Annotated in this window: 18 protein-coding genes; 12 read left to right on the top strand and 6 right to left on the bottom strand. The window is 72.1% G+C overall.

Translation table 11 applies throughout. The annotated features are described in order from the left end of the window. Positions 1-59 precede the first annotated feature (59 nt). The 3 genes from OG617_RS03555 to OG617_RS03545 all read right to left on the bottom strand — a co-directional run bounded on the left by OG617_RS03555 (position 60) and on the right by OG617_RS03545 (position 2,315). Positions 60-665, bottom strand: a complete 606-nt coding sequence (locus OG617_RS03555) for a DUF6114 domain-containing protein (RefSeq protein ID WP_405098615.1) — start codon at positions 663-665, stop codon at positions 60-62. A gap of 1 nt (position 666) precedes the next feature. Beyond that, complete coding sequence (locus OG617_RS03550) at positions 667-1,296, bottom strand: DUF6230 family protein (protein ID WP_405098613.1); 630 nt, start codon at positions 1,294-1,296, stop codon at positions 667-669. A gap of 230 nt (positions 1,297-1,526) precedes the next feature. Continuing rightward, on the bottom strand, positions 1,527-2,315 hold the full coding sequence (locus OG617_RS03545) for a TetR/AcrR family transcriptional regulator (RefSeq protein WP_405098611.1): 789 nt from the start codon (positions 2,313-2,315) through the stop codon (positions 1,527-1,529). A 469-nt stretch (positions 2,316-2,784) separates the two neighbouring features. Between OG617_RS03545 and OG617_RS03540 the strand changes: the two genes are divergently transcribed. Next, positions 2,785-3,459 (top strand): Tat pathway signal sequence domain protein, encoded by a 675-nt coding sequence (locus OG617_RS03540; protein ID WP_405098609.1) that lies wholly within the window; start codon positions 2,785-2,787, stop codon positions 3,457-3,459. Between the two features lie 59 nt (positions 3,460-3,518). On the opposite strand, the gene OG617_RS03535 is transcribed toward OG617_RS03540, so the two are convergent. After that, on the bottom strand, positions 3,519-4,538 hold the full coding sequence (locus OG617_RS03535) for a hypothetical protein (protein ID WP_405098607.1): 1,020 nt from the start codon (positions 4,536-4,538) through the stop codon (positions 3,519-3,521). A 263-nt stretch (positions 4,539-4,801) separates the two neighbouring features. On the opposite strand from OG617_RS03535, the gene OG617_RS03530 reads away from it, so the two are divergent. Continuing rightward, positions 4,802-6,109: an aspartate aminotransferase family protein gene (locus tag OG617_RS03530; RefSeq protein WP_405098605.1), complete on the top strand. Its 1,308-nt coding sequence runs from the start codon at positions 4,802-4,804 to the stop codon at positions 6,107-6,109. 58 nt (positions 6,110-6,167) lie between these two features. Beyond that, positions 6,168-7,652 carry a CoA-acylating methylmalonate-semialdehyde dehydrogenase gene (locus OG617_RS03525; protein WP_405104093.1) on the top strand — a complete coding sequence of 495 codons (1,485 nt, stop codon included), beginning with the start codon at positions 6,168-6,170 and terminating at the stop codon, positions 7,650-7,652. On the opposite strand, the gene OG617_RS03520 is transcribed toward OG617_RS03525, so the two are convergent. Next, positions 7,624-8,997 carry an acyltransferase gene (locus OG617_RS03520; protein ID WP_405098603.1) on the bottom strand — a complete coding sequence of 458 codons (1,374 nt, stop codon included), beginning with the start codon at positions 8,995-8,997 and terminating at the stop codon, positions 7,624-7,626. The genes OG617_RS03525 and OG617_RS03520 overlap by 29 nt on opposite strands. Before the next feature lie 155 nt (positions 8,998-9,152). Here OG617_RS03520 and ngcE (OG617_RS03515) point away from each other — a divergent pair, with 155 nt between their 5' ends. From ngcE (OG617_RS03515) to OG617_RS03495, 5 genes are all read left to right on the top strand, one after another. Next, on the top strand, positions 9,153-10,568 hold the full coding sequence (gene ngcE, locus OG617_RS03515) for an N-acetylglucosamine/diacetylchitobiose ABC transporter substrate-binding protein (RefSeq protein WP_405098601.1): 1,416 nt from the start codon (positions 9,153-9,155) through the stop codon (positions 10,566-10,568). Continuing rightward, positions 10,565-11,473 (top strand): carbohydrate ABC transporter permease, encoded by a 909-nt coding sequence (locus tag OG617_RS03510; protein ID WP_405098599.1) that lies wholly within the window; start codon positions 10,565-10,567, stop codon positions 11,471-11,473. The genes ngcE (OG617_RS03515) and OG617_RS03510 overlap by 4 nt, the downstream gene beginning before the upstream one ends. Next, positions 11,470-12,384 carry a carbohydrate ABC transporter permease gene (locus OG617_RS03505; protein WP_405098597.1) on the top strand — a complete coding sequence of 305 codons (915 nt, stop codon included), beginning with the start codon at positions 11,470-11,472 and terminating at the stop codon, positions 12,382-12,384. Before OG617_RS03510 ends, OG617_RS03505 begins: the two co-directional genes overlap by 4 nt. 747 nt (positions 12,385-13,131) lie before the next feature. Further along, positions 13,132-13,362: a hypothetical protein gene (locus OG617_RS03500; RefSeq protein WP_405098595.1), complete on the top strand. Its 231-nt coding sequence runs from the start codon at positions 13,132-13,134 to the stop codon at positions 13,360-13,362. 289 nt (positions 13,363-13,651) lie between these two features. After that, a complete protein-coding gene (locus OG617_RS03495) occupies positions 13,652-13,867 on the top strand; it encodes a hypothetical protein (protein ID WP_405098594.1) in 216 nt (71 codons plus the stop codon). On the opposite strand, the gene OG617_RS03490 is transcribed toward OG617_RS03495, so the two are convergent. Beyond that, complete coding sequence (locus tag OG617_RS03490; protein WP_405098592.1) at positions 13,837-14,826, bottom strand: N-acetylglucosamine kinase; 990 nt, start codon at positions 14,824-14,826, stop codon at positions 13,837-13,839. The genes OG617_RS03495 and OG617_RS03490 overlap by 31 nt on opposite strands. A 196-nt stretch (positions 14,827-15,022) precedes the next feature. On the opposite strand from OG617_RS03490, the gene OG617_RS03485 reads away from it, so the two are divergent. The 4 genes from OG617_RS03485 to OG617_RS03470 are packed head-to-tail and all read left to right on the top strand — an operon-like array spanning position 15,023 to position 19,147. Next, entirely contained in the window at positions 15,023-15,979 is a 957-nt protein-coding gene (locus tag OG617_RS03485) for a MurR/RpiR family transcriptional regulator (protein WP_405098591.1), read from the top strand. Then, positions 15,976-16,725: a sugar isomerase domain-containing protein gene (locus OG617_RS03480; protein ID WP_405098589.1), complete on the top strand. Its 750-nt coding sequence runs from the start codon at positions 15,976-15,978 to the stop codon at positions 16,723-16,725. The genes OG617_RS03485 and OG617_RS03480 overlap by 4 nt, the downstream gene beginning before the upstream one ends. A gap of 25 nt (positions 16,726-16,750) precedes the next feature. Beyond that, a complete protein-coding gene (gene ngcE, locus OG617_RS03475) occupies positions 16,751-18,163 on the top strand; it encodes an N-acetylglucosamine/diacetylchitobiose ABC transporter substrate-binding protein (protein WP_405098588.1) in 1,413 nt (470 codons plus the stop codon). Between the two features lie 42 nt (positions 18,164-18,205). Continuing rightward, entirely contained in the window at positions 18,206-19,147 is a 942-nt protein-coding gene (locus OG617_RS03470; protein ID WP_396682215.1) for a carbohydrate ABC transporter permease, read from the top strand. Positions 19,148-19,157 lie beyond the last annotated feature (10 nt).

The following is a 19,157-nucleotide window of genomic DNA, read 5'->3' as shown; positions in this document are numbered from 1 at the left end:
CCGGCCGGACCTGCCGGATCCCGCAGGACCCGGCCCCGGCCGGGGCGTCAACCGGCGTGCTACGTCTGGTCGACCCCTCGCCAGTGTCGCCCGTCGGTCACGGGGGTGGGCTCCGGCACGGTGAGAGCCTCCGGGTCGGTGGGAGCCTCCGGGTCGGAGAAACCCTCCGGGTCGGCGGGGACGTCTGGGTCGCCCACCGGGGCAACTGCGGTCGCGGCGGGGTGGGTCGCCGGGGCGGTGCCGGGGCGGGGCGTTCTGACCGGGGTCCAGGCGAACGCCAGGCAGCCGCCGACCAGCGCGAGCAGCATCCCGACGAAGAACCCGCCCAGGTTGGAGGTCAGCCAGGAGACCAGGGCGAGCACCAGGGAGACCAGCGCGTAGAAGACCCGCTGGGGTGGGTGGGCCACCAGCAGCACGCCGCAGAGCAGCAGGATGACCGGCCCGAGGTAGCCGGCCAGCCCCTGCGGCCCGATGTGCAGGATCACCGGCAGCGGGGCGCGCAGGGTCAGCAGGATCTCGGCGCCGCCGAGGGCGACCAGCAGCCCGCCCCAGAAGGGGCGGCTGCGCCGCCAGGCCCGCCACCGGCCGCCCCGCGTCGCGCCGGCCATGTGCGCCCCGCCACCACGCCCCGCGCCGACCACGCGCGCCCCGCCACCGTCGGTCAACTCAGCATCCTTCGGAGGTGAACCGCATCCGCAGGTTCGGCAGGGTGAAGACTGCGGCCGTGGTCGCGTAGTTGTTCTGCCGCAGGTCGGTGATGGTCACCGTGTCGGCCTGCTGGCCGAAGACCCCCGGGTTGCCCCGGACGCCGGGCACCTGATCCAGCGTGCTGGCGTCCTGCCCGATGTCGATGGACTTGAACGAGGCGTTGCCGGAGAGCTCGTCCGAGTCCACGACCAGGGTGCGGGCGCTGACCGGCTTGCCGTCGCCGCCGGCGGTGAGCTTCATGTACATGCCGCCGAGGTTGATGCTCTGGCACAGGTTGGTGAGTTCGGCCTTGTCGATCGCCGAGACGATCACGACGACCTGGCCGCCCGTGTCGCCCTGGTTGGGGCTGTCCTCGATCATCTGGTCGAGGGTGGCGAACTGCTCGAACCCGGTCCCGCTGAGCTTGTCGGCGGTGACCACGAAGGGCATTCCGGAGATCGCGAACTGGGCGCTGAGCACCCCCTGGGCGGTGAGCATCACCATTCCTGCGGCGCCGGCGCCGACGACGGCCAGGCTGGCCGCGAACCGGCGCCAGCGCACGCCGCTCTGGGGCGGGACCGGCTCGATGGGTACGGTGTCGTCCGACATGACGGCTCCTCTTCGAGATCGATTCGTCCGCGACAATGCGATGAACGCGCCGCGGATCATTGGAGATGATCTGAATTGGTTGCGCGTTGAGCTGTTCGGGTCGCTGCCCCGCGAAGTTACCGCTGAGTAAGGGGCGGGTCAAGATTAATGACCGGTGGAATCGGTGGATCTGCGAAATGCGGCCAATAGTGAGAAACCGCAGCGGTTTCTGATCGTGGCTGGCGGGTCGGTCAGGCGCCCCGCCTGGGCGGGCGGGCCGGGTCGGCCGCGCAGGGGGCCGTGACGCCAGGGGTGGCATCCGCGCCGGCGGTCCGGGCGGCCCGCCCGCCGGCGGCCGGGCCGAGGAACGGTGCCGTCATGGCGTACGTCAGTGCCGGCAGGAGCTGGGGAAGCTCCGCCGTGCGCCCCTGGGCGACCCGCTGCCGGACGGTGGTGTGGATGCCGCCGACCACGGCGGTGACCAGCAACTCGTCGTCCTGTTCGGTCAGCGGGGACCGGGGGCGGGGCGGGTGGAAGAACCGGTGGAACTCCGCCAGCAGCAGGTCCCGCTCGTCCCCGGCGGCCGGGCCGGCGGCGTCGATCTCCACCAGCGCCATCCGGGCGAACGCGGGCACGCTGGCCAGCACCTCCAGTAGGGTCCGCAGGGTGGCCCGGGCGGCGTCCGTCCAGTCCGGCCCGGCCGCGGCGTAGGCGTCATCCATCAGGCGCAGCAGGACGGCGGTGCCGTGTCGGTAGGTGGCCAGGAAGGCGTCCTCCTTGCCGGCGAAGAGGGCGTAGAAGGCGGGGCGGGTCACCCCGGCCGCGCGGCAGATGTCGGTGACCCGGGCGTTGTCGTAGCCCTTCGCCGCCACCTCGTGGACGAGCCCGTCGAACAGTCGGTCGCGCTGGGTCGCCGCCACCACCTCGGCGGACAGGCGGCGCGGGCCGCGTTTGATCGCCCGTTCGGGGTCGCGGCCGGGGCGGGCTCCGGGCAGGGGGGTCGCCCCGGTCGCCGGGTGGGGCGCCAGCGACATTGACATCGACCTCCATGAATCGACGATTGACTTTGCGACCCTCCGGGGTTTATAACTTCACCACGTTGAGTTCCGGTCGTGTCACTCATGGTCATCTTTTTTGATGGTCGCACCGAGCAGCGCCGAAGGAGGGCTCGATGTTCGCCATTATCGCTGACCGCACCCTCGCCCCCAAGGCCGGAAGGGCGCAGGTGACGCGGCTGCGCCGCAGTGCGCCAGCCCGCACCGCCCGCTGACCGTCCGGAAGGACTCGGGCCGCCCGGTGGTTCACCGGTCGCCCGGCCACCGATCCGCGCACGTCGCGCCGCCCCGGCGGCGCCTACCCCGTCGCCGGCCGTCCCCGGCGACGGGCCCACCGGCCGCGACCGTCCCTGCGCGGTCGTCCCCGAGCGGCCGTCCGGTCGCGCCCGGTCCACGCCGGGCACGTTGACCCCGGTCGGCCGCCACCGTCGCACCACCGTCGAAAGGACCCACCATGCCCAGGTTCGGACGCGCCGCCGTCGGCCTCGCCGCCGTCGCGCTGCTCGGCTCCCTCGTCGCGGCGGCCCCCGCCGCCGCGGCCCCGCCCGCCCCCCTCGCCAACACGGTGCTCACCACCGGCAGCGCGGCCGGCACCGCCGCTGCGGTCGGGGACGTGTTGCAGGCCAGCCTGAAGGCCAGCACGACCGCCAACTTCTACTCGACCGCCACCGGCACCACCGGCGTGAAGTGCGCCGCGTCCAGCTTCAGCGCCAAGGTGCTGACCAACCCGGCCGCGCCGGGGACCGCCACGGAGAGCCTCACCGCGCAGAGCTTCACCAGCTGCACCACGAATGTGGTCGGCACGCTCGGGGTGAACAGCGTGACCGTCGACAACCTGCCGTACTCCGTCTCCGTCACCAGCGCCGGCGCGGTCACCCTCACCGGGCCGATCCAGAGCACCGTCTCGCTGCGCACCCTGCTCGGCAACATCATCTGCGTCTACAAGGCCAACGGCAACGTCGTGAAGGGGACGGCGTCCAACGCCACCACCTCGATCGCCTTCGTCAACCAGCCCTTCACCAAGTCCTCCGGGCCGGGCACCTGCTTCTCGGCCGCGTACTTCAGCGCGACGTACTCGCCGATCCGGGACACCACCCAGGCGGGCAGCCCGATCGTCTACGTGAACTGACCCGCGCACCCGGTCCGGGTCGGCGTCCGACACCCCGTCGGGCGTCGGCCCGCGCCGCCTCAGCCCGCGGCGAAGCTCGCGTGCAGGGTGCGCATCGACCGGATCGCCGAGCGGATCTCCTGAAGGTGGCGGCCCGGGGTGAGCGCCGGCTCGGGCAGCCCGGCCAGGTCGGGCACGTCCGGGTCGACGCCGACGGTCTCGATCGCGCACCCGTACGGCACGGCGAGGGTGCGCAGCGCGTCGCAGTGCTGGAACGGCACGTAGATCGGCGCGGTGACCACCAGCACCGGATCGCCCGGCGAGAGCCGCACGTGCTCGGCCCAGAACCGTTGGGTGTCGGCCGTGTGCGCCCGCCGCCGGTCCGGCTCGCTGGACGGGGCGGCGAGCACCCGCACCGGGGGCAGCCCCGCCGGCCGGTAGGTCCGCGAGGACCAGGAGTGGTGCGGGTGCCCGGCGTCCGCCCCGTCGGACGTGGCCGGCCCGGCCACCCGGAACGCCAGCCGGACCGCCGCGTCGAGGGCGTCCACCTCGGTGTCGCCACCCGTCACGCCCGCCTCGGCCAGCGCCCGCAGCTCGGCGTCGGACAGCGGACGGAAGCTGCCCAGCACGGCCACCTCGCCGGCCACCCGCGTGCCGGAACGCAGCAGGTGCGCGGCGTACCCGACCCGGCGCAGGCAGGCGTGCGCCAGCCCGCCGAGGACGACCAGGTGGGCGTACCCGGGGCGGGCCGGCGGGACCGGACGGACCAGGCCGAGCGCGGACGCCGCGGCGAGCACCAGCCCGGCGGTGCGCGGGTCGAGGGCCGGCTCCCGGGCCTCGGGGCGCTCCCGGCCGCCCCGGAAGTCCCAGTGCCGGGCGGAGAAGTCGTCCAGCCACGCCAGCACCGTCGCCAGGTCCCCGGCCGGCCAGTCCCCGCCGAAGCGCGCCACCAGCTCCCGCAGCGGCGGCGACGTCACCCAGGACCGCACGCCGTCGGTGATCTCCTGCCGGGTCGTGCCCGCCCCGCCGCCGGGCAGCGCCACGTCGGCGTCGGCGTGCCGCGGGCGCGGCGTCGACAGGTCGTCCGGGATGATCGGCACCCGCCGGATCGTACCGGCACCCGCCCGCCCCCGGGCCTCGCGATCAGGTCGGCGCGCCGACCGGCCCCGCTGCGGAAAGAGTCGTGCCGGCCGGCTTTGACAACCGGAAACGCCGCTTCGATGCCCGGAGTGCGTCGGAAACCGTGGCCTTCGGTTGACGTGGTGTCAGGCGGCGGCCGGCGGTGCGCTACACAGTGGCAGTTGTCCCCGCGTCGTCCGGGTGGGAGCGTGCGGTGACCGCCAACGCCTGGAGGGTGCGACGAATGACCGACGACCTGCTGGCCCGGCATCGGGCCGTGCTGCCGTCCTGGATGCCGCTCTACTACGCCGAGCCGATCGAGCTGGTCGCCGGCTCCGGTCGCCGGGTCACCGACGCGCGGGGACGCAGCTACCTGGACTTCTTCGGTGGCGTGCTGACCAACATGATCGGCTACGACATCCCGGAGATCCGGGAGGCCGTCGAGCGGCAGCTCCGCACGGGCGTCGTGCACAGCTCCACGCTCTACCTGATCCGCCAGCAGGTCGAGCTGGCCGAGAAGGTCGCCCGGCTCTCCGACATCCCCGACGCCCGGGTGTTCTTCACCAACTCCGGCACCGAGGCCAACGAGGCCGCCCTGCTGGCCGCCACCAACCACCGCCGCTCGCACCAGATCCTCGCGGTGCGCAACAGCTACCACGGCCGGTCGTACGCGGCGATGGGCGCCACCGGCAACCGGAGCTGGTCGGCCAGCGCGCTCAACCCCCTCCAGGTGGCCTGGCTGCACTCCGGCGAGCGGCTGCGCGGCCTGCTGTCCCGGCTCGACCCGGCCGACCGGGTCGACGCGGCGGTGGAGGACCTGCGCGAGGTGCTCGCCACCCAGACCGCCGGCGACGTGGCCTGCCTGATCGCCGAGCCGATCCAGGGCGTCGGCGGTTTCGTGCACGGCCCGGACGGCCTGTTCGCCGCCTGGAAGAAGGAACTCGACGCCCACGGCATCCTGCTGATCTCCGACGAGGTGCAGACCGGCTGGGGGCGCACCGGCGAGCACTTCTGGGGGTACCAGGCGCACGGCGTCACCCCGGACCTGCTCACCTTCGCCAAGGGCATCGGCAACGGCTTCGCCCTGGCCGGGGTGGTCGGCCGGGCCGAGATCATGGAGTCGGTGCCGGCGATCAGCTTCTCCACCTTCGGCGGCAACCCGGTCTCCACGGCCGCCGGCAACGCCGTCCTGGACTACCTGCTCGACCACGACCTTCAGGCCAACGCCGCCCGCACCGGGGCGATCCTCGCCGACGGCCTGCGCGCCGCCGTGGGCGGCCTCGACTGCGTCGCCGAGGTACGCGGCAAGGGGCTGATGCTCGGCGTCGAGTTCGTCCACCCCGGCGGCGTCGAACCCGACGCGACGCTGACCGCGCGGGTGTTCGAGGCGTGCCGGGCCGGCGGCCTGCTGGTCGGCAAGGGCGGCCTGTACGGCAACGTGCTGCGGATGGGCCCGCCGCTGACCCTCACCGAGGACGAGGCCCGCGAGGGGCTGGCCATCCTCGTCGACGCGATCCGCGCCTCGGCGACGGCACCGGAGGCGGCGGCGTGAACCGCACCTCGGCGGCGGCGCCCGGGGCGGCGGCGTGAGCGCGGCGGGGGACGGGCCGGTGACCGGGCACTTCGTCGACGGCAGGCGGGTCGACGGCACGTCCACCCGGCGCGGCGACGTCTTCGACCCGGCGACCGGCCGGCGTACCGGGCAGGTGGCGCTGGCCTGCGCCGCGGACGTGGCGGCCGCGGTGCGGGCCGCCGGGCGGGCCGCGCGGAGCTGGCGGGACGTCTCCCTGGCGAAGCGGACGGCCGTGCTGTTCGCCTTCCGCGAGCTGGTGAACGCCCGCCGGGACCGGCTCGCCGAGGTGATCACCGCCGAGCACGGCAAGGTGCTCGCCGACGCCGCCGGCGAGGTGCAGCGCGGCCTGGAGGTCATCGAGTACGCCTGCGGCATCCCCTCGGCGCTGCGCGGCGGGTTCAGCGAGAACGTCTCCACCGAGGTCGACTCGTACAGCCTGCGCCAGCCGCTCGGGGTGGTCGCGGTGATCTCCCCGTTCAACTTCCCGGTGATGGTGCCGCTGTGGTTCGTCCCGGTCGCGGTGGCCTGCGGCAACGCGGTGGTGCTCAAGCCGAGCGAGAAGGACCCGGGCGCGGCGCTGCTGCTGGCCGAGTGGTTCGCCGAGGCCGGCCTGCCCGACGGGGTGCTCAACGTGGTCAACGGCGACGCCGAGGCGGTCGACGCCCTGCTCGACCACCCCGACGTGCGGGCGGTGTCGTTCGTCGGCTCCACCCCGGTCGCCCGGCACGTGCACCAGCGCGGCACCGCCGCCGGCAAGCGGGTGCAGGCCCTCGGCGGGGCGAAGAACCACATGGTGGTGCTCCCGGACGCCGACCTGGACCTGGCCGCCGACGCGGCGGTCAACGCCGGGTTCGGCTCGGCGGGGGAGCGGTGCATGGCGATCTCCGCGCTGGTCGCGGTGGAGCCGGTCGCCGACGCCCTGGTGGCGCGGATCGCCGAGCGGATGGCCCGGCTGCGCACCGGCGACGGCCGGCGGGGCTGCGACATGGGCCCCCTGGTGACCGCCGCGCACGCGGCCAGGGTGCGCGGGTACGTCGAGGCGGGGGTGGCCGCCGGGGCGGTCCCGGTGGTCGACGGGCGGAACGTCGCCCCGGACGGGGACCCGGCCGGGTTCTGGCTCGGCCCGACCCTGTTCGACCGGGTCACCCCGGACATGTCGATCTACACCGACGAGATCTTCGGCCCGGTGCTCGGCGTCCTGCGGGTCGGCTCGTACGACGAGGCGGTGGACCTGGTCAACGCCAACCCGTACGGCAACGGCACGGCGATCTTCACCAACGACGGCGGCGCGGCCCGGCGCTACCAGCACGAGGTGGAGGTCGGCATGGTCGGCATCAACGTGCCGATCCCGGTGCCGATGGCGTACTACTCGTTCGGCGGCTGGAAGGCGTCCCTCTTCGGCGACCTGCACGCCCACGGCGCCGACGGGGTGGCGTTCTTCACCCGTGGCAAGGTGGTCACCAGCCGGTGGCTGGATCCCCGGCACGGCGGGGTCAACCTCGGGTTCCCCACCCAGACCTGAGCAGCCGCAGCAGCCCCGCCCCGGCCAGGTACGCGACCAGCGCCGGGGCGGGCAGCCCCAGCGGCGCGGGCGTGCTCTTCGGGGTGACGGTGTTGACCAGCAGCCCGCCGAGCACGGCGACGTACCCGGCGACCACCAGCGCGGTCCGGGCCGGCCGGCGACCCGTCGACCGCCCCCCGGCCGGGTGGCGCCGGCCGGCACGTGCCTCGACGGGCCCGAAGACGGCGACCAGGCCGGCCAGCACCAGGGCGAGCAGCAGCAGCCACGGCACCCGCCAGGCGTACCAGGCCGCGGTCCCCGCCGCCGGGGTGGGCAGCAGGCCGACGGCGTCCAGCAGGCCGATCAGCAGCAGGGCGGCGGTGAGATGCCAGAGGAACACGGTCAGCACCACGGAGTTGACGGCGATCACCGCCTGCCACGGGCCCGGCCGGCGCAGCCACCGCCGCGCCGGTTCGCGCAGCAGCAGGATCAGCCCGAGCTGGGCGGTGGCCAGGGCGAGCAGTGCCAGGCTGGGCGGGCCGGTGTTCTCCAGCCGCTGGCCGGGCACGTGCAGCATGGAGACCGGGTACGGCCCGATCGTGGTGAGCAGCAGCAGCGCGCCGAACCCGCCGACCAGCATGGCCGTCGCCGCCCGCCGCGAGGTCGGCAGGGGGTGCCGGGCGCGGTCCCGTCCCGGGTCCCCGGTCGGGCGGGCGTGGGCGTCGTACCAGGCGAAGCCGACCTGGTGCACGGCGAGCCAGCCGGCCAGGTGGTTGCCGGTGGCCAGCGCCGCCGGCCCGGCCAGCCGACCCAGGTCGCCGAGGGCCACCAGCCCGGTCAGCGCCACCGGCACGGCGAGCCCGAAGCGGCGGTGCAGCGCGTGCATCGGCGGGGTGAGGGCCACGACGGCCAGGTAGGGCACGAGGAACCACAGTGGGATGGTGGCGAACCAGACGACCTCACGGACCTGGGCCGGGTCGATGCCCCACAGGTGGGCGCCCGCCGCGCCGACGGCCAGGACCACCAGCAGGACGGTGGTCGGCGGCACCAGCCGGGCGCTGCGGTCGAGCAGCCAGCCGGTGGCGTTGCCGCCCCGGCCCCGGTGCGCGGTCAGCGAGGCGGCGTTGGCGAACCCGCCGACCAGGAAGAACACCGGAAGCACCTGGGCGACCCAGGTCAGCGGGTACGCCCACGGCAGGTCGCTGAGCGCCGAGTGCCCGGTGGGCCGCCCGTCGGCGCCCCGGCCGATCACGGTGACGCCCCAGTGACCGACGACGACCATCCCGATCGCGACCGCCCGGAGCAGGTCGACGTAGCGCTCGCGCCCTGCCGGCGTGCGCTCGGCGAGCTGCCGGAGACGGCGCATGGGCTCAGGCTATGCCAGCCCGGGTCGCCCGGTGGTGATAACGGTTCGGCGGCCAGGGCTTGAAGTCGACGCGCTCCTGCCGTAGAAATTCTTCAGTCGACTTCAGTGACGTGAAGAGAAAAAACAGATCCGCCGGGACGATCCGAGGAGCAACGATGGACAGGCGTGACATCCTGCGACGCAGCGCCGCCGCCGGCCTGCTGGCCACCCCCGCCGCCGGCCTGCTCGCCGGCTGCGCCACCTCCGGTGGCGACGACTCCGCCGACGCCAAGGTGTACAAGGGCACCAAGTCCGCGCAGAACCCGCTCGGGGTCGCCGAGGACGCCCCGCTGGAGGTCGTCATCTTCAACGGCGGCTTCGGCGAGGACTACGCCAAGGCCCACGAGGCGATGTACACCGCGAACCACCCGAAGGCCAAGATCAAGCACTCGGCCACCGCGGAGATCAGCAAGACCCTCCAGCCCCGCTTCGTCGACGGCACCCCGCCGGACGTGGTGAACAACTCCGGCGCCGGGCAGATCGACTTCAACGGCCTGGTCTCCCAGAACGCGCTCGCTGACCTGGGCGAGCTGCTGACCGCCCCGAGCCTCGACGTCCCCGGCAAGACCGTCAAGGACACGCTGCTGCCGGGCGCGGTCGAGGTCGGCTCGTACGACGGCAAGTTCCTGGTGATGAACTACACCTACACCGTCTACGGCATCTGGCACTCCACCAAGCTCTTCGCCGACCGCGGCTGGGAGTACGCCAAGACCTGGGACGAGCACATCGCCCTGTGCAAGAAGATCAAGGCCGCGGGCATCGCCCCCTGGACGTACGCCGGCAAGCACCCCCGCTACATGAGCTGGCCGGTGATCTCCACCGCGATCAAGTTCGGCGGTCCCTCGGTCGCCACCGCGATCGACAACCTGGAGCCGAACGCCTGGAAGTCCGACGCGATGAAGGCCGCGGCCGACGCCTGGTACCAGATCGTCAAGGACAAGTTCATCCTCGACGGCACGCCCGGCCTGGACCACGTCCAGTCGCAGACCGCGTGGTGCCAGGGCAAGGCGGCGTTCATCTCCTGCGGCTCCTGGCTGGAGAGCGAGCAGAAGGCGGTCACCCCGGCCGGGTTCAACATGACCGTCGCGCCCACGCCGAGCCTGGGCAGCGGCGACAAGCTGCCGTTCGAGGCGGTCCGGGGCACCGCCGGCGAGCCGTTCATGGTGCCGGCCAAGGCGAAGAACCTCGCCGGCGGCCTGGAGTACTTCCGCACCATGCTGTCGAAGCAGGGCGCCCAGGACTTCACGAAGAAGGTCGCCAGCCTCACCGTGGTCGCCGGGGCCTCCGACGGCGTCGAGCTGCCGTACGGGCTGACCACCGTGGTCAAGGCCCTGGAGGCGTCCGGCACCAACGGCTTCAACTGGGTCTACAACAACTACTACCGCAAGCTGGAGCGCAACCTGGTCGACGCCGCCTGCGGCGAGTTCTTCAGCGGGCGGATCAGCCCGGCGGAGTTCCTCGACCAGTGCCAGAAGGGCGCCGACTCGATCGCCGCCGACACCTCGATCAAGAAGTACAAGCGGTCGGCGTGAAGCACGGCAGGCTCCCGCTGATCGTCACCTTCCTGGTACCGCCCCTGCTGCTCTACGTCGTCTTCGTCGTGTCGCCGTACCTGCAGGCGTTCCAGATCTCCACCACGGACTGGCTCGGCTACTCGGCCGAGGCCAACCCGGTGGGCATGGCCAACTTCCGGGCCCTGTGGCACGACGACTACGTGTGGAACGCGCTGAAGAACAACGCGATCCTGCTCGCCCTGGTGCCCGTGTTCACCATCGCGTTCGGGCTGTTCTTCGCCACCATGCTCAGCATGGGCGGGCGCCGGGGCCGGGCCGGGGTCACCGGGGTGCGCGGCGGCGCGTTCTACCGCACCGTCTACTTCTTCCCGCAGGTGCTCTCGGTGGTGATCATCGCGGCGCTGTGGAAGGAGGTCTACCACCCCACGAGCGGCCTGCTCAACGGCATCCTGGGGACGGTGGGGGTGTCCGGACCGGCCTGGCTGGGCGACCCGGACTTCGCCTTCTGGTGCGTGCTGGCGGTGATGGTGTGGTCCAACGTCGGGTTCTACGTGGTGCTCTTCGGGGCCGCCATGTCGGCGATCCCGAGGGAGATCTACGAGGCGGTGCTGCTCGACGGGGCGTCCCGGTGGGCCACCCTGCGTCGGATCACCATCCCGCTGCTCTGGGACACCGTGCAGGTCGCCTGGATCTACCTGGCCGTCGCGGCCCTGGACGGGTTCATCCTGGTGCAGCTCATGACCAACGGCGGCCCCAACTTCTCCTCGGATGTGATCGGGGTGCGGATGTACGACACGGCGTTCGGCAGCGAGACCAAGTTCGGCTACGCGTCGGCGATCGGCGTGGTGATGTTCTTCCTGACCCTGTCGGTGGCCGTGCTGGCGCTGCGGGTCAGCCGGCGGGAACGGATCGAGCTGTCATGACCGCTCTGGACAGGCCCGTCGGCGTGGTCGTCGACGGTGACCGGGACGCCCGGGACGCCCGGGAACCCCGGCCGGTGCGCCGCGAGCGGGGCGTCGTGAACTTCCTCTCGCACGGCTTCCTGCTGTTCTGGGGCGCGCTGACCGTGCTGCCGCTGCTGTGGATGTTCATCAGCTCGTTCAAGACCAACGCCGAGATCATCGCCGACCCGTGGGGCCTGCCCGGCGCGCTGCGGTTCGACAACTGGGCCCGGGCCTGGACCGGGGCGCACATCGGCCGGTACTTCCTCAACAGCGCCGTGGTGGTCACCGGCTCGGTCGCCCTCACCATGCTGATGGGGGCCACCGCCGCGTACGTCTTCGCCCGGTACGAGTTCCGGGGCCGCCAGCTCGCCTACTACCTGTTCGTCGGCGGGCTGATGTTCCCGGTCTTCCTGGCCCTGGTGCCGCTGTTCTTCGTGGTCCGCAGCGCCGGGCTGTTCGGCACCTGGACCGGGCTGGTGCTGGTCTACGCGGCGTACTCGTTGCCGTTCACGGTCTTCTTCCTCACCGCGTTCTTCCGCACCCTGCCAACCTCGGTGGCGGAGGCGGCGCTGGTCGACGGGTGCGGCCACTTCCGGCTGTTCTTCCGGGTGATGCTGCCGATGGCCCGGCCGGGACTGATCAGCGTCGCCATCTTCAACTTCCTCAGCCACTGGAACCAGTTCCTGCTGCCACAGGTGCTGCTCCAAGGCGACGAGTCGAAGTGGATGCTCGCCCAGGGCCTGGCCGCCCTGTCGATCAGCCAGGGGTACGCCGGCGACTACGCCCAGCTCTTCGCCGGCCTCACCATCGCGGTGATCCCGGTGCTGGTGGTGTACCTGCTCTTCCAGCGTCAGGTGCAGTCCGGCCTCACCGCCGGCCAGCTCAAGTAGTTGACCGGTTGCCGCCGCGAGCGATTCTGGCGCGGCGTCCCCACCCAACGTGCGGCGGGTCGGCCCGGCGGCCGTGGTCCCGGCCGACCCCGCCGCCGGTCGGCTCACCCGGACTGTCGTCGCTGCCAGCCGGCTCGGGGGCACGCCATCGATCAGGCGTGCATATCGACCCTCCCTTGCCGTGATCCATTGTTCGGCGGCAGGGGTCCTCGCCGACCGTCGCCGTCGCCTGTCGGCCATCCCGGCGGTCACCTACCACTCGGCTTGCGACGTGGCGGTGGGGGACGGCACACCCCGCACCGAATATCGCCTGGTTCGACGCGTGGCGCGACGGCGTGTACGGCGAGGCGTTCTACAAGTACGCGTGGCCCAACGACGGTTCGTCCAATCAGATCGAGCAGGGTCATTGCGTTGTCGCGGGTGCGGTCCCTGGTCGGCCCGGTTACCGTGGCCGGGGCGGAGCTGTGGGCGAGGCGGTCGATGCGGTGCCTTTGGAGCTGAGTCGTTTACGTCATCAACGCCGGTCGGGCCACCGCCGTCGGGTTACCCACCGCCCCGTCGGGTCGTCGCTTGCGGTCGCCGAGCGCGCCGAGGGTGGCTGATGTCGTATCCGACTCAGCTCCATAGGCACCGGGAGGCACACCCGCCGTGGAGCGGCGCCCACACCAGGAACCCCAAACCTCCTGATCGAAGCGCTCCCGCCCGACTTCGCAATCGCCCTGCCAGGGCGAGTGCGACCAGAACCACGTGCACCTGGCCGGTTCGGCCATCGCCCGGGACGCCCCCGAGGACGAGCACGGGTACTCGTCGGTCGCCTGTCACGAGGCGGGGCACCCGCTCGGCTTCAAGGGCCACCAGGGTCCTCCACCGGCCAACCAGCGCGACTGCATGGCGGGCGGGGACATCGGCACCGTCCGGTCGACCGACGCCATCTACAGCGCCCACCACACGTCCGACTTCAACGCCCACTACGACTGAGGGGCAATCCATGCGACAGCGAAACTCACGTGCGCTGGGCGCCGTCCTGACCGCCGCGTGTGCGATCACCCTTTTGCCGGGCTGCGGGGACGGCGCGGCCCGCACGTCGGACGAGGCCGGCGTCAGCGCGTCTGCGGTGGAGCCCCGGGCAATACGCCGTTGAATTCAATGGACGTGTTCGAGCTTGAAGTGCCACGGGGGCGAAAACGTCGACAACGGGCATCCCAAGAATTGCACCGATGACGATCATTTCAGCCATTCCGTCGCGTGCTGGAAACCGTACGGTGACGTGCTCTGGATTTCCAACAACAGCACGCTCGGCAGCACGCTATACCGGCAGGGCACCTGCACCTTCACCTCCAACGGTTGGGGGTACTGCAACAAGGACATGTACGAGGGCAGCCTGATCAAGCTCCGGGTCTGCGACAGTCCCAATTCGGAACGGCGGGCGTGGGTCGTGCTCGACCGGCGCTGTCATCTCGTCGGCGGCACCAGCAGCGGATGAAGCGCCGTCGGGTCGGTGACCTCGGGCAGGTCCCGGGCGGCGAGCCAGGCCGCCGCCGCGGCCCCGTCGCCGGCGGTGCGCAGCGGCGCGTCGGGCCATCGCCGGCCCAGCTCCGCCCGGACCGCCGCAGCCAGCGGGGTGTCGCCGGTGAGCAGGCCGCCGCCGAGGACCACCGGGTCGACAGCGCCGGGCGGACGGATCCGCCCGGCGCTTTCCGCCAGTTGCCCGGCGGCCTCGTCGAGCAGCCCGGTGGCGACCGGGTCGCCCGCGAGGGCGGCAGCCACCACCAGCGGCGCGAGCCGGGCCAGCTCCACCGGCGGCCGGCGGGTGACGGCCTGGACCACCGCGTCCACGGTGTCCCGGGGGCGGGCCGCCACCCGGTCGGAGCCGACCAGTTCGGTGAGCACCTGGGTGGCCAGTGGTCCCGTCGTCCGGCCCCGGTCCAGGCCGGCGAGGAGTCGGCGGACCGCCTCACGGCCCAACCAGAAGCCCGAGCCCGCGTCGCCGAGCAGCCAGCCGTGCCCGTCGGCCACGCGATCCAGCCGCAGGTCGCGGACCTGCGCGGCGATCGCGCCGGTGCCGGCGATGAGCACCGTGCCGTCCGGGCTGGCGGTGCCCGAGGCGTACGCCACCAGAGCGTCGCCGTGCACGGAGCAGGGGCAGCGCAGCCCGGCGTCCCGCCAGGCCTGGTCGAAGGCGGCTTTCCCTGCCGGGTCGGCGAGCAGCCGGCCGGCGCCGGCCAGCCCGATGGTGCCCGCCCGGACCCGGGTCGGGTCCACCCCCGACAGTGCCCCGCGCAGGGCGGTCAGCAGCTCCCCGGCGGCTCGCTCGGCACCGTGGCTGGTCGGGTTGCCCCCGGCGCCCCGCCCGTCGCCGAGGCGTTCCCCGGCCAGGGTGAGGGCGACCGCGCGGGTGGACGTACCCCCGACGTCGAGACCGACCACGACGGTGTCGGACATCGTTGGGCCTCCCTGGACTGCGGTGCGGGCGGGTCCATGCTGGTGGGCCCGGCTGCCGGAGGCAAGACCCAGGGCCCCGTCGGTGACCCTGCTCCAGGTAACGGTTTGAAAACTTCGCCCACAGTCTTGACACCGGGGGGCCTTCAGTAAGAAATTTTACCACTAACAGTTAAGACTCTTTTCCGAAAGGCGTCGCATGGTGGATCACGAGTTGGAGACCCCCGGGGGGACCGCCGTGGTCGACGCCGACACGGCCGACCGGCGGGGCTCGCTCCCCACCGACGGCGTGCTCGCCCGGGTCCGGGCCGGCGCGGGCGAGCTGACCGGTGCCCTTCGCCGGGTCGCCGAGCACGTGCTCAGCGACCCGGAGGCCGCGGCCCGCGCGACCATCGTGGAGCTGGCGGAGCGCAGCGGCACCTCCCCGGCCACCATCACCCGGTTCTGCCGGGCGATGGGCTTCGAGGGGTACGCGGACCTGCGGCTCGGCATCGCCGCCGAGACCGGCCGGGCCCGCTCCGCCGGCTGGACCGTCGACATCGGCAGGGAGATCCAGCCCGGCGACCCCCTGGAGCGGGTGCTCGGCCAGATCATGGCGGCCGACACCCGGGCCATGCACGACACCGCGGCGCTGCTGGACCTGACCGAGGTCGAGCGGGCGGCGGTGGCCATCGCCGGCGCCAGCCGGGTCAACATCTTCGGCGCCTCCGGCAGCGCCCTGGTCGGCGCGGAGATGCAGTTCAGCCTGCACCGCATCGGGGTGGCCGCCTGGGCCTGGAGCGACGTGCACGAAGGGCTGGCCAGCGCCGCGCTGCTGGGCGCCGGCGACGTGGCGCTGGGCATCTCGCACACCGGGCAGACCCGGGAGACCATCGAGATGCTCGCCGAGGCGGGCAGCCGGGGCGCGACCACCGTAGCCCTCACCGGCTTCCCCCGCTCGCCGCTGGCCGAACTGGCGGACATCGTGCTGCTCACCGCCAGCCAGGCCACCACCTTCCGGCCGGACGCGCTGTCCGCCCGGCACCCACAGCTCGTCGTGCTCGACCTGCTGTACATCGCGGTGGCGCAGCGCACCCACGCCCGCGCACACGCGGCCTTCCGGCGCACCGCCCAGGCCGTCGACGGGCACAAGGCGGCAAAGGGGGCCGCCGCATGATCAGCGCACGGGGGTACGCCGCTGCCGTCCGTCCCGTCCTCGACCGGCTCGTCGACTCGCAGGCCGAGGCGGTCGGCCGGGCCGCCGACCTGATCGCCGCCCGCTTGCGTGCCGGCGGGGTGCTCCAGGCGTTCGGCGCCGGCCACTCCGAGGTGTTCGCCGCCGAGCTGGTGGCCCGGGCCGGCGGGCTGGTCCCGACCAACCGGATCACCCTGCACGACCTGGTGCTGCACGGCGGCGCTTCCCGCGACGTGCTCGCCGATCCGAAGCTGGAACGCGACCCGGCCGTCGCCCACCAGCTCTACGCCCTGGCCGCCCCGCGCCCGCGGGACGTCTTCCTGGTCGCGTCCCAGTCCGGCATCAACGGCTCGGTGGTCGAGCTGGCGACGCTGGTCAGGGGCAACGGCCATCCGCTGATCGCGGTCACCTCCGTCGAGCACACCGCGCGGGTCGCCCCTCGGCACCCGTCGGGGCACCGGCTCGCCGACCTCGCCGACGTCGTGCTGGACAACGGCGCGCCGTACGGCGACGCACTGCTGCCGCTCGAGGGCGGCGGCGCGGTCTGTGCGGTCTCCTCGGTCACCGCCGCGCTGCTGGCGCAGCTGCTGACCGCCGAGGTCGTACGACGGTTCCACCAGGCCGGAGAGGTACCCCCTATTTACCTCTCCGCCAACGTCCCCGGTGGGGACGAGCACAACCTCGCCCTCGAGTCGCGGTACGCCGGGCGTCTCCGGCGGACCGCCTGATTCGACACCACAAGGAGAGACAACGATGTCGGTTACCCCCGAGCACCCGGCCGGCCAGAATCGCCGGACCCTGCTACGCCGCGCCGCTGCCGCGGGCCTGCTCGTCACTCCCGCCGCCGGTCTGCTCAGCGCCTGCGCCGGCAGCGAGCCGAGCAAGTCCGACGACTCCGGGGCCGCCAAGAGCAAGGACAACCCGTTCGGCCTGAAGGACGGCAGCGCCGTCAAGGTGGTCGTCTTCAACGGCGGACTGGGCGACCAGTGGGCCAAGGAGGACAAGGTCGTCTTCAACGCCAAGCACGCCGGCGTCACGGTCAACATGAGCTCCACCCAGAAGATCAAGACCGAAGAACAGCCGAAGATGGCGACGCAGCCGAGCGACCTCGTGATGAACTCGGGCGCGGACATGATGGACATCAGCACCCTGGTCAACGAGGGCGCGATCGAGCCGCTGGACGAACTGCTCGCCGCCCCGGCCTGGGACGGCGAGGGCACCGTCGCCGACTCGCTGCTGCCGGGCACCGTCGACGACGGCACCTTCCAGGGCAAGTTCTACGTGGTGAACGTCGCCTACACCGTCTGGGGCAACTGGTACAACGGCGCGCTGTTCACCAAGGAGGGTTGGGAGCCGCCGAAGACGTTCGACGAGTTCTTCGCCCTCGCGCCGAAGATCAAGGCCAAGGGCATCGCCCCGTACGTGCACGACGCCAAGCACGGCTACTACCCGCGCTGGGCGCTGATGGCCACGATCTGGAAGTCCGCCGGCCGGCAGGTCGTCATCGACATCGACAACCTCAAGGAGAACGCCTGGAAGGCCGACGGGGTGCTGCCGGCCCTTCAGGCGTGGGAGAAGCTGGTCAAGGACAAGCTGCTGCTGCCGGGCAACCTCGACCACACCCAGTCGCAGCAGGCGTGGCTCGACGGCAAGGCGGCGTTCATCCAGGTCGGCACCTGGCTGAAGAACGAGATGGCGGCGACCATCCCGCCGGGCTTCGAGATGAAGTTGTCCGACTACTGGAGCCTGGGCGCCACCGACAAGGCACCCAAGGACGTCTTCGCCGGCGCCGGCGAGGGCCTGGTGGTGCCGAGCAAGGCCCCGAACAAGGCGGCGGCGAAGGAGTTCCTGCGGGCCGTGCTGTCCAAGTCCGGCTCCACCAAGTTCGCGGAGCTCACCAAGTCGCTCGCCTCCACCAAGGGCTCCGGCGACGGGGTGCAGGACTCGGCGCTGTCCACCGCCAACGAGCTGATGAAGAACGCGCCCAAGGACCTGATCAAGGCCAAGTTCCCGGACTTCTACGCCGACCTGGACAAGGAGAGCCAGAACCTCTCCGAGGAGCTGATGGCCGGCCGGCTCAGCGCGCAGCAGTTCGTCGACAAGATGCAGGCGGCCGCCGACAAGGTCGCCAAGGACTCGTCGATCAAGAAGCAGACCCGCGCCTGATGGCGGCCATGGACCACTGATCCGAACGAGAGAGTGAGTGGAATGCGGCACGGTGTCGCGCGCTTCGTCACGGGCTTCCTCGCCCTCCCCGTCGCGCTGTACCTCTTCTACGTGGTGTGGCCCTTCGCCCAGGCAGCCGGATACTCGCTGACCAGCTGGGGAGGCTACTCCGACAAGCAGGAGTTCGTCGGGCTGGACAACTACGTCCGGCTGTTCTCCGACGAGCTGATCAGGAAGGCGTTCTGGCACAACGTGTTCTTCCTGGTGACCGTGCCGCTGTTCACGATCGCGCTGGCCCTGTTCCTCGCGTTCCTGCTCAACGTGGGCGGACGCGAGGACAGGGCCGGCATCCGGGGCATCTTCGGCTCCGGATTCTACAAGGTCATCTTCTTCTTCCCGCAGGTCCTGTCGCTCGTGGTCATCGCCGTGATGTGGCAGCAGATCTACCGGTCCGACGGCCAGGGTCTGGTCAACGGCCTGCTGATGAAGATCGGGCTGGTCGACGCGGACAACCCGATCGCCTTCACCTCCGATCCCGAGCCCTTCCTCGGCGTGCCCGCGGTGCTCTGGTGGCTGCTGCTGATCGCGGTGTGGAGCGGCGCCGGCTTCTACATGGTGCTCTTCTCCGCGGCGATGCAGTCGATCCCGAAGGACATCTACGAGGCGGCCATCCTCGACGGCGCGAGCCGGTTCCACACGTTCTTCCGGATCACCCTGCCGCTGCTGCGGGACACCATCTCCGTGGCCTGGGTCTACCTGGGCTTCATCGCGCTGGACATGTACGCCCTGGTCTTCGTCATGACGCCCAGCCAGGGCGGGCCCAACCACGCCAGCGAGATCTTCGCGTCGGTGCTCAACTTCACCGCGTTCCAGAAGGGCCAGTTCGGCTATGCCTGCGCGATGGGTGTGTCGCTGGCCATCTTCACGATCCTGCTGGCCGCGCTCCAGCTCCGGATCACCCGCCGTGAGCGGATCGAGTACTGAGGAGGCTGGA

The organism is Micromonospora sp. NBC_01412 (assembly GCF_045040215.1).
Lineage (GTDB): Bacteria > Actinomycetota > Actinomycetes > Mycobacteriales > Micromonosporaceae > Micromonospora > Micromonospora rubida.
This window is presented reverse-complemented; position numbering and strand designations above follow the sequence as displayed.

Excerpts from the sequence above, each read along its gene's own strand:
- OG617_RS03550 (WP_405098613.1), bottom strand. The coding sequence starts at position 1,296 with ATGTCGGACGACACCGTACCCATCGAGCCGGTCCCGCCCCAGAGCGGC.
- OG617_RS03545 (WP_405098611.1), bottom strand. The coding sequence starts at position 2,315 with ATGTCAATGTCGCTGGCGCCCCACCCGGCGACCGGGGCGACCCCCCTG.
- OG617_RS03540 (WP_405098609.1), top strand. The coding sequence starts at position 2,785 with ATGCCCAGGTTCGGACGCGCCGCCGTCGGCCTCGCCGCCGTCGCGCTG.
- OG617_RS03530 (WP_405098605.1), top strand. The coding sequence starts at position 4,802 with ATGACCGACGACCTGCTGGCCCGGCATCGGGCCGTGCTGCCGTCCTGG.
- OG617_RS03520 (WP_405098603.1), bottom strand. The coding sequence starts at position 8,997 with ATGCGCCGTCTCCGGCAGCTCGCCGAGCGCACGCCGGCAGGGCGCGAG.
- ngcE (WP_405098601.1), top strand. The coding sequence starts at position 9,153 with ATGGACAGGCGTGACATCCTGCGACGCAGCGCCGCCGCCGGCCTGCTG.
- OG617_RS03505 (WP_405098597.1), top strand. The coding sequence starts at position 11,470 with ATGACCGCTCTGGACAGGCCCGTCGGCGTGGTCGTCGACGGTGACCGG.
- OG617_RS03490 (WP_405098592.1), bottom strand. The coding sequence starts at position 14,826 with ATGTCCGACACCGTCGTGGTCGGTCTCGACGTCGGGGGTACGTCCACC.
- OG617_RS03485 (WP_405098591.1), top strand. The coding sequence starts at position 15,023 with ATGGTGGATCACGAGTTGGAGACCCCCGGGGGGACCGCCGTGGTCGAC.
- OG617_RS03480 (WP_405098589.1), top strand. The coding sequence starts at position 15,976 with ATGATCAGCGCACGGGGGTACGCCGCTGCCGTCCGTCCCGTCCTCGAC.
- ngcE (WP_405098588.1), top strand. The coding sequence starts at position 16,751 with ATGTCGGTTACCCCCGAGCACCCGGCCGGCCAGAATCGCCGGACCCTG.
- OG617_RS03470 (WP_396682215.1), top strand. The coding sequence starts at position 18,206 with ATGCGGCACGGTGTCGCGCGCTTCGTCACGGGCTTCCTCGCCCTCCCC.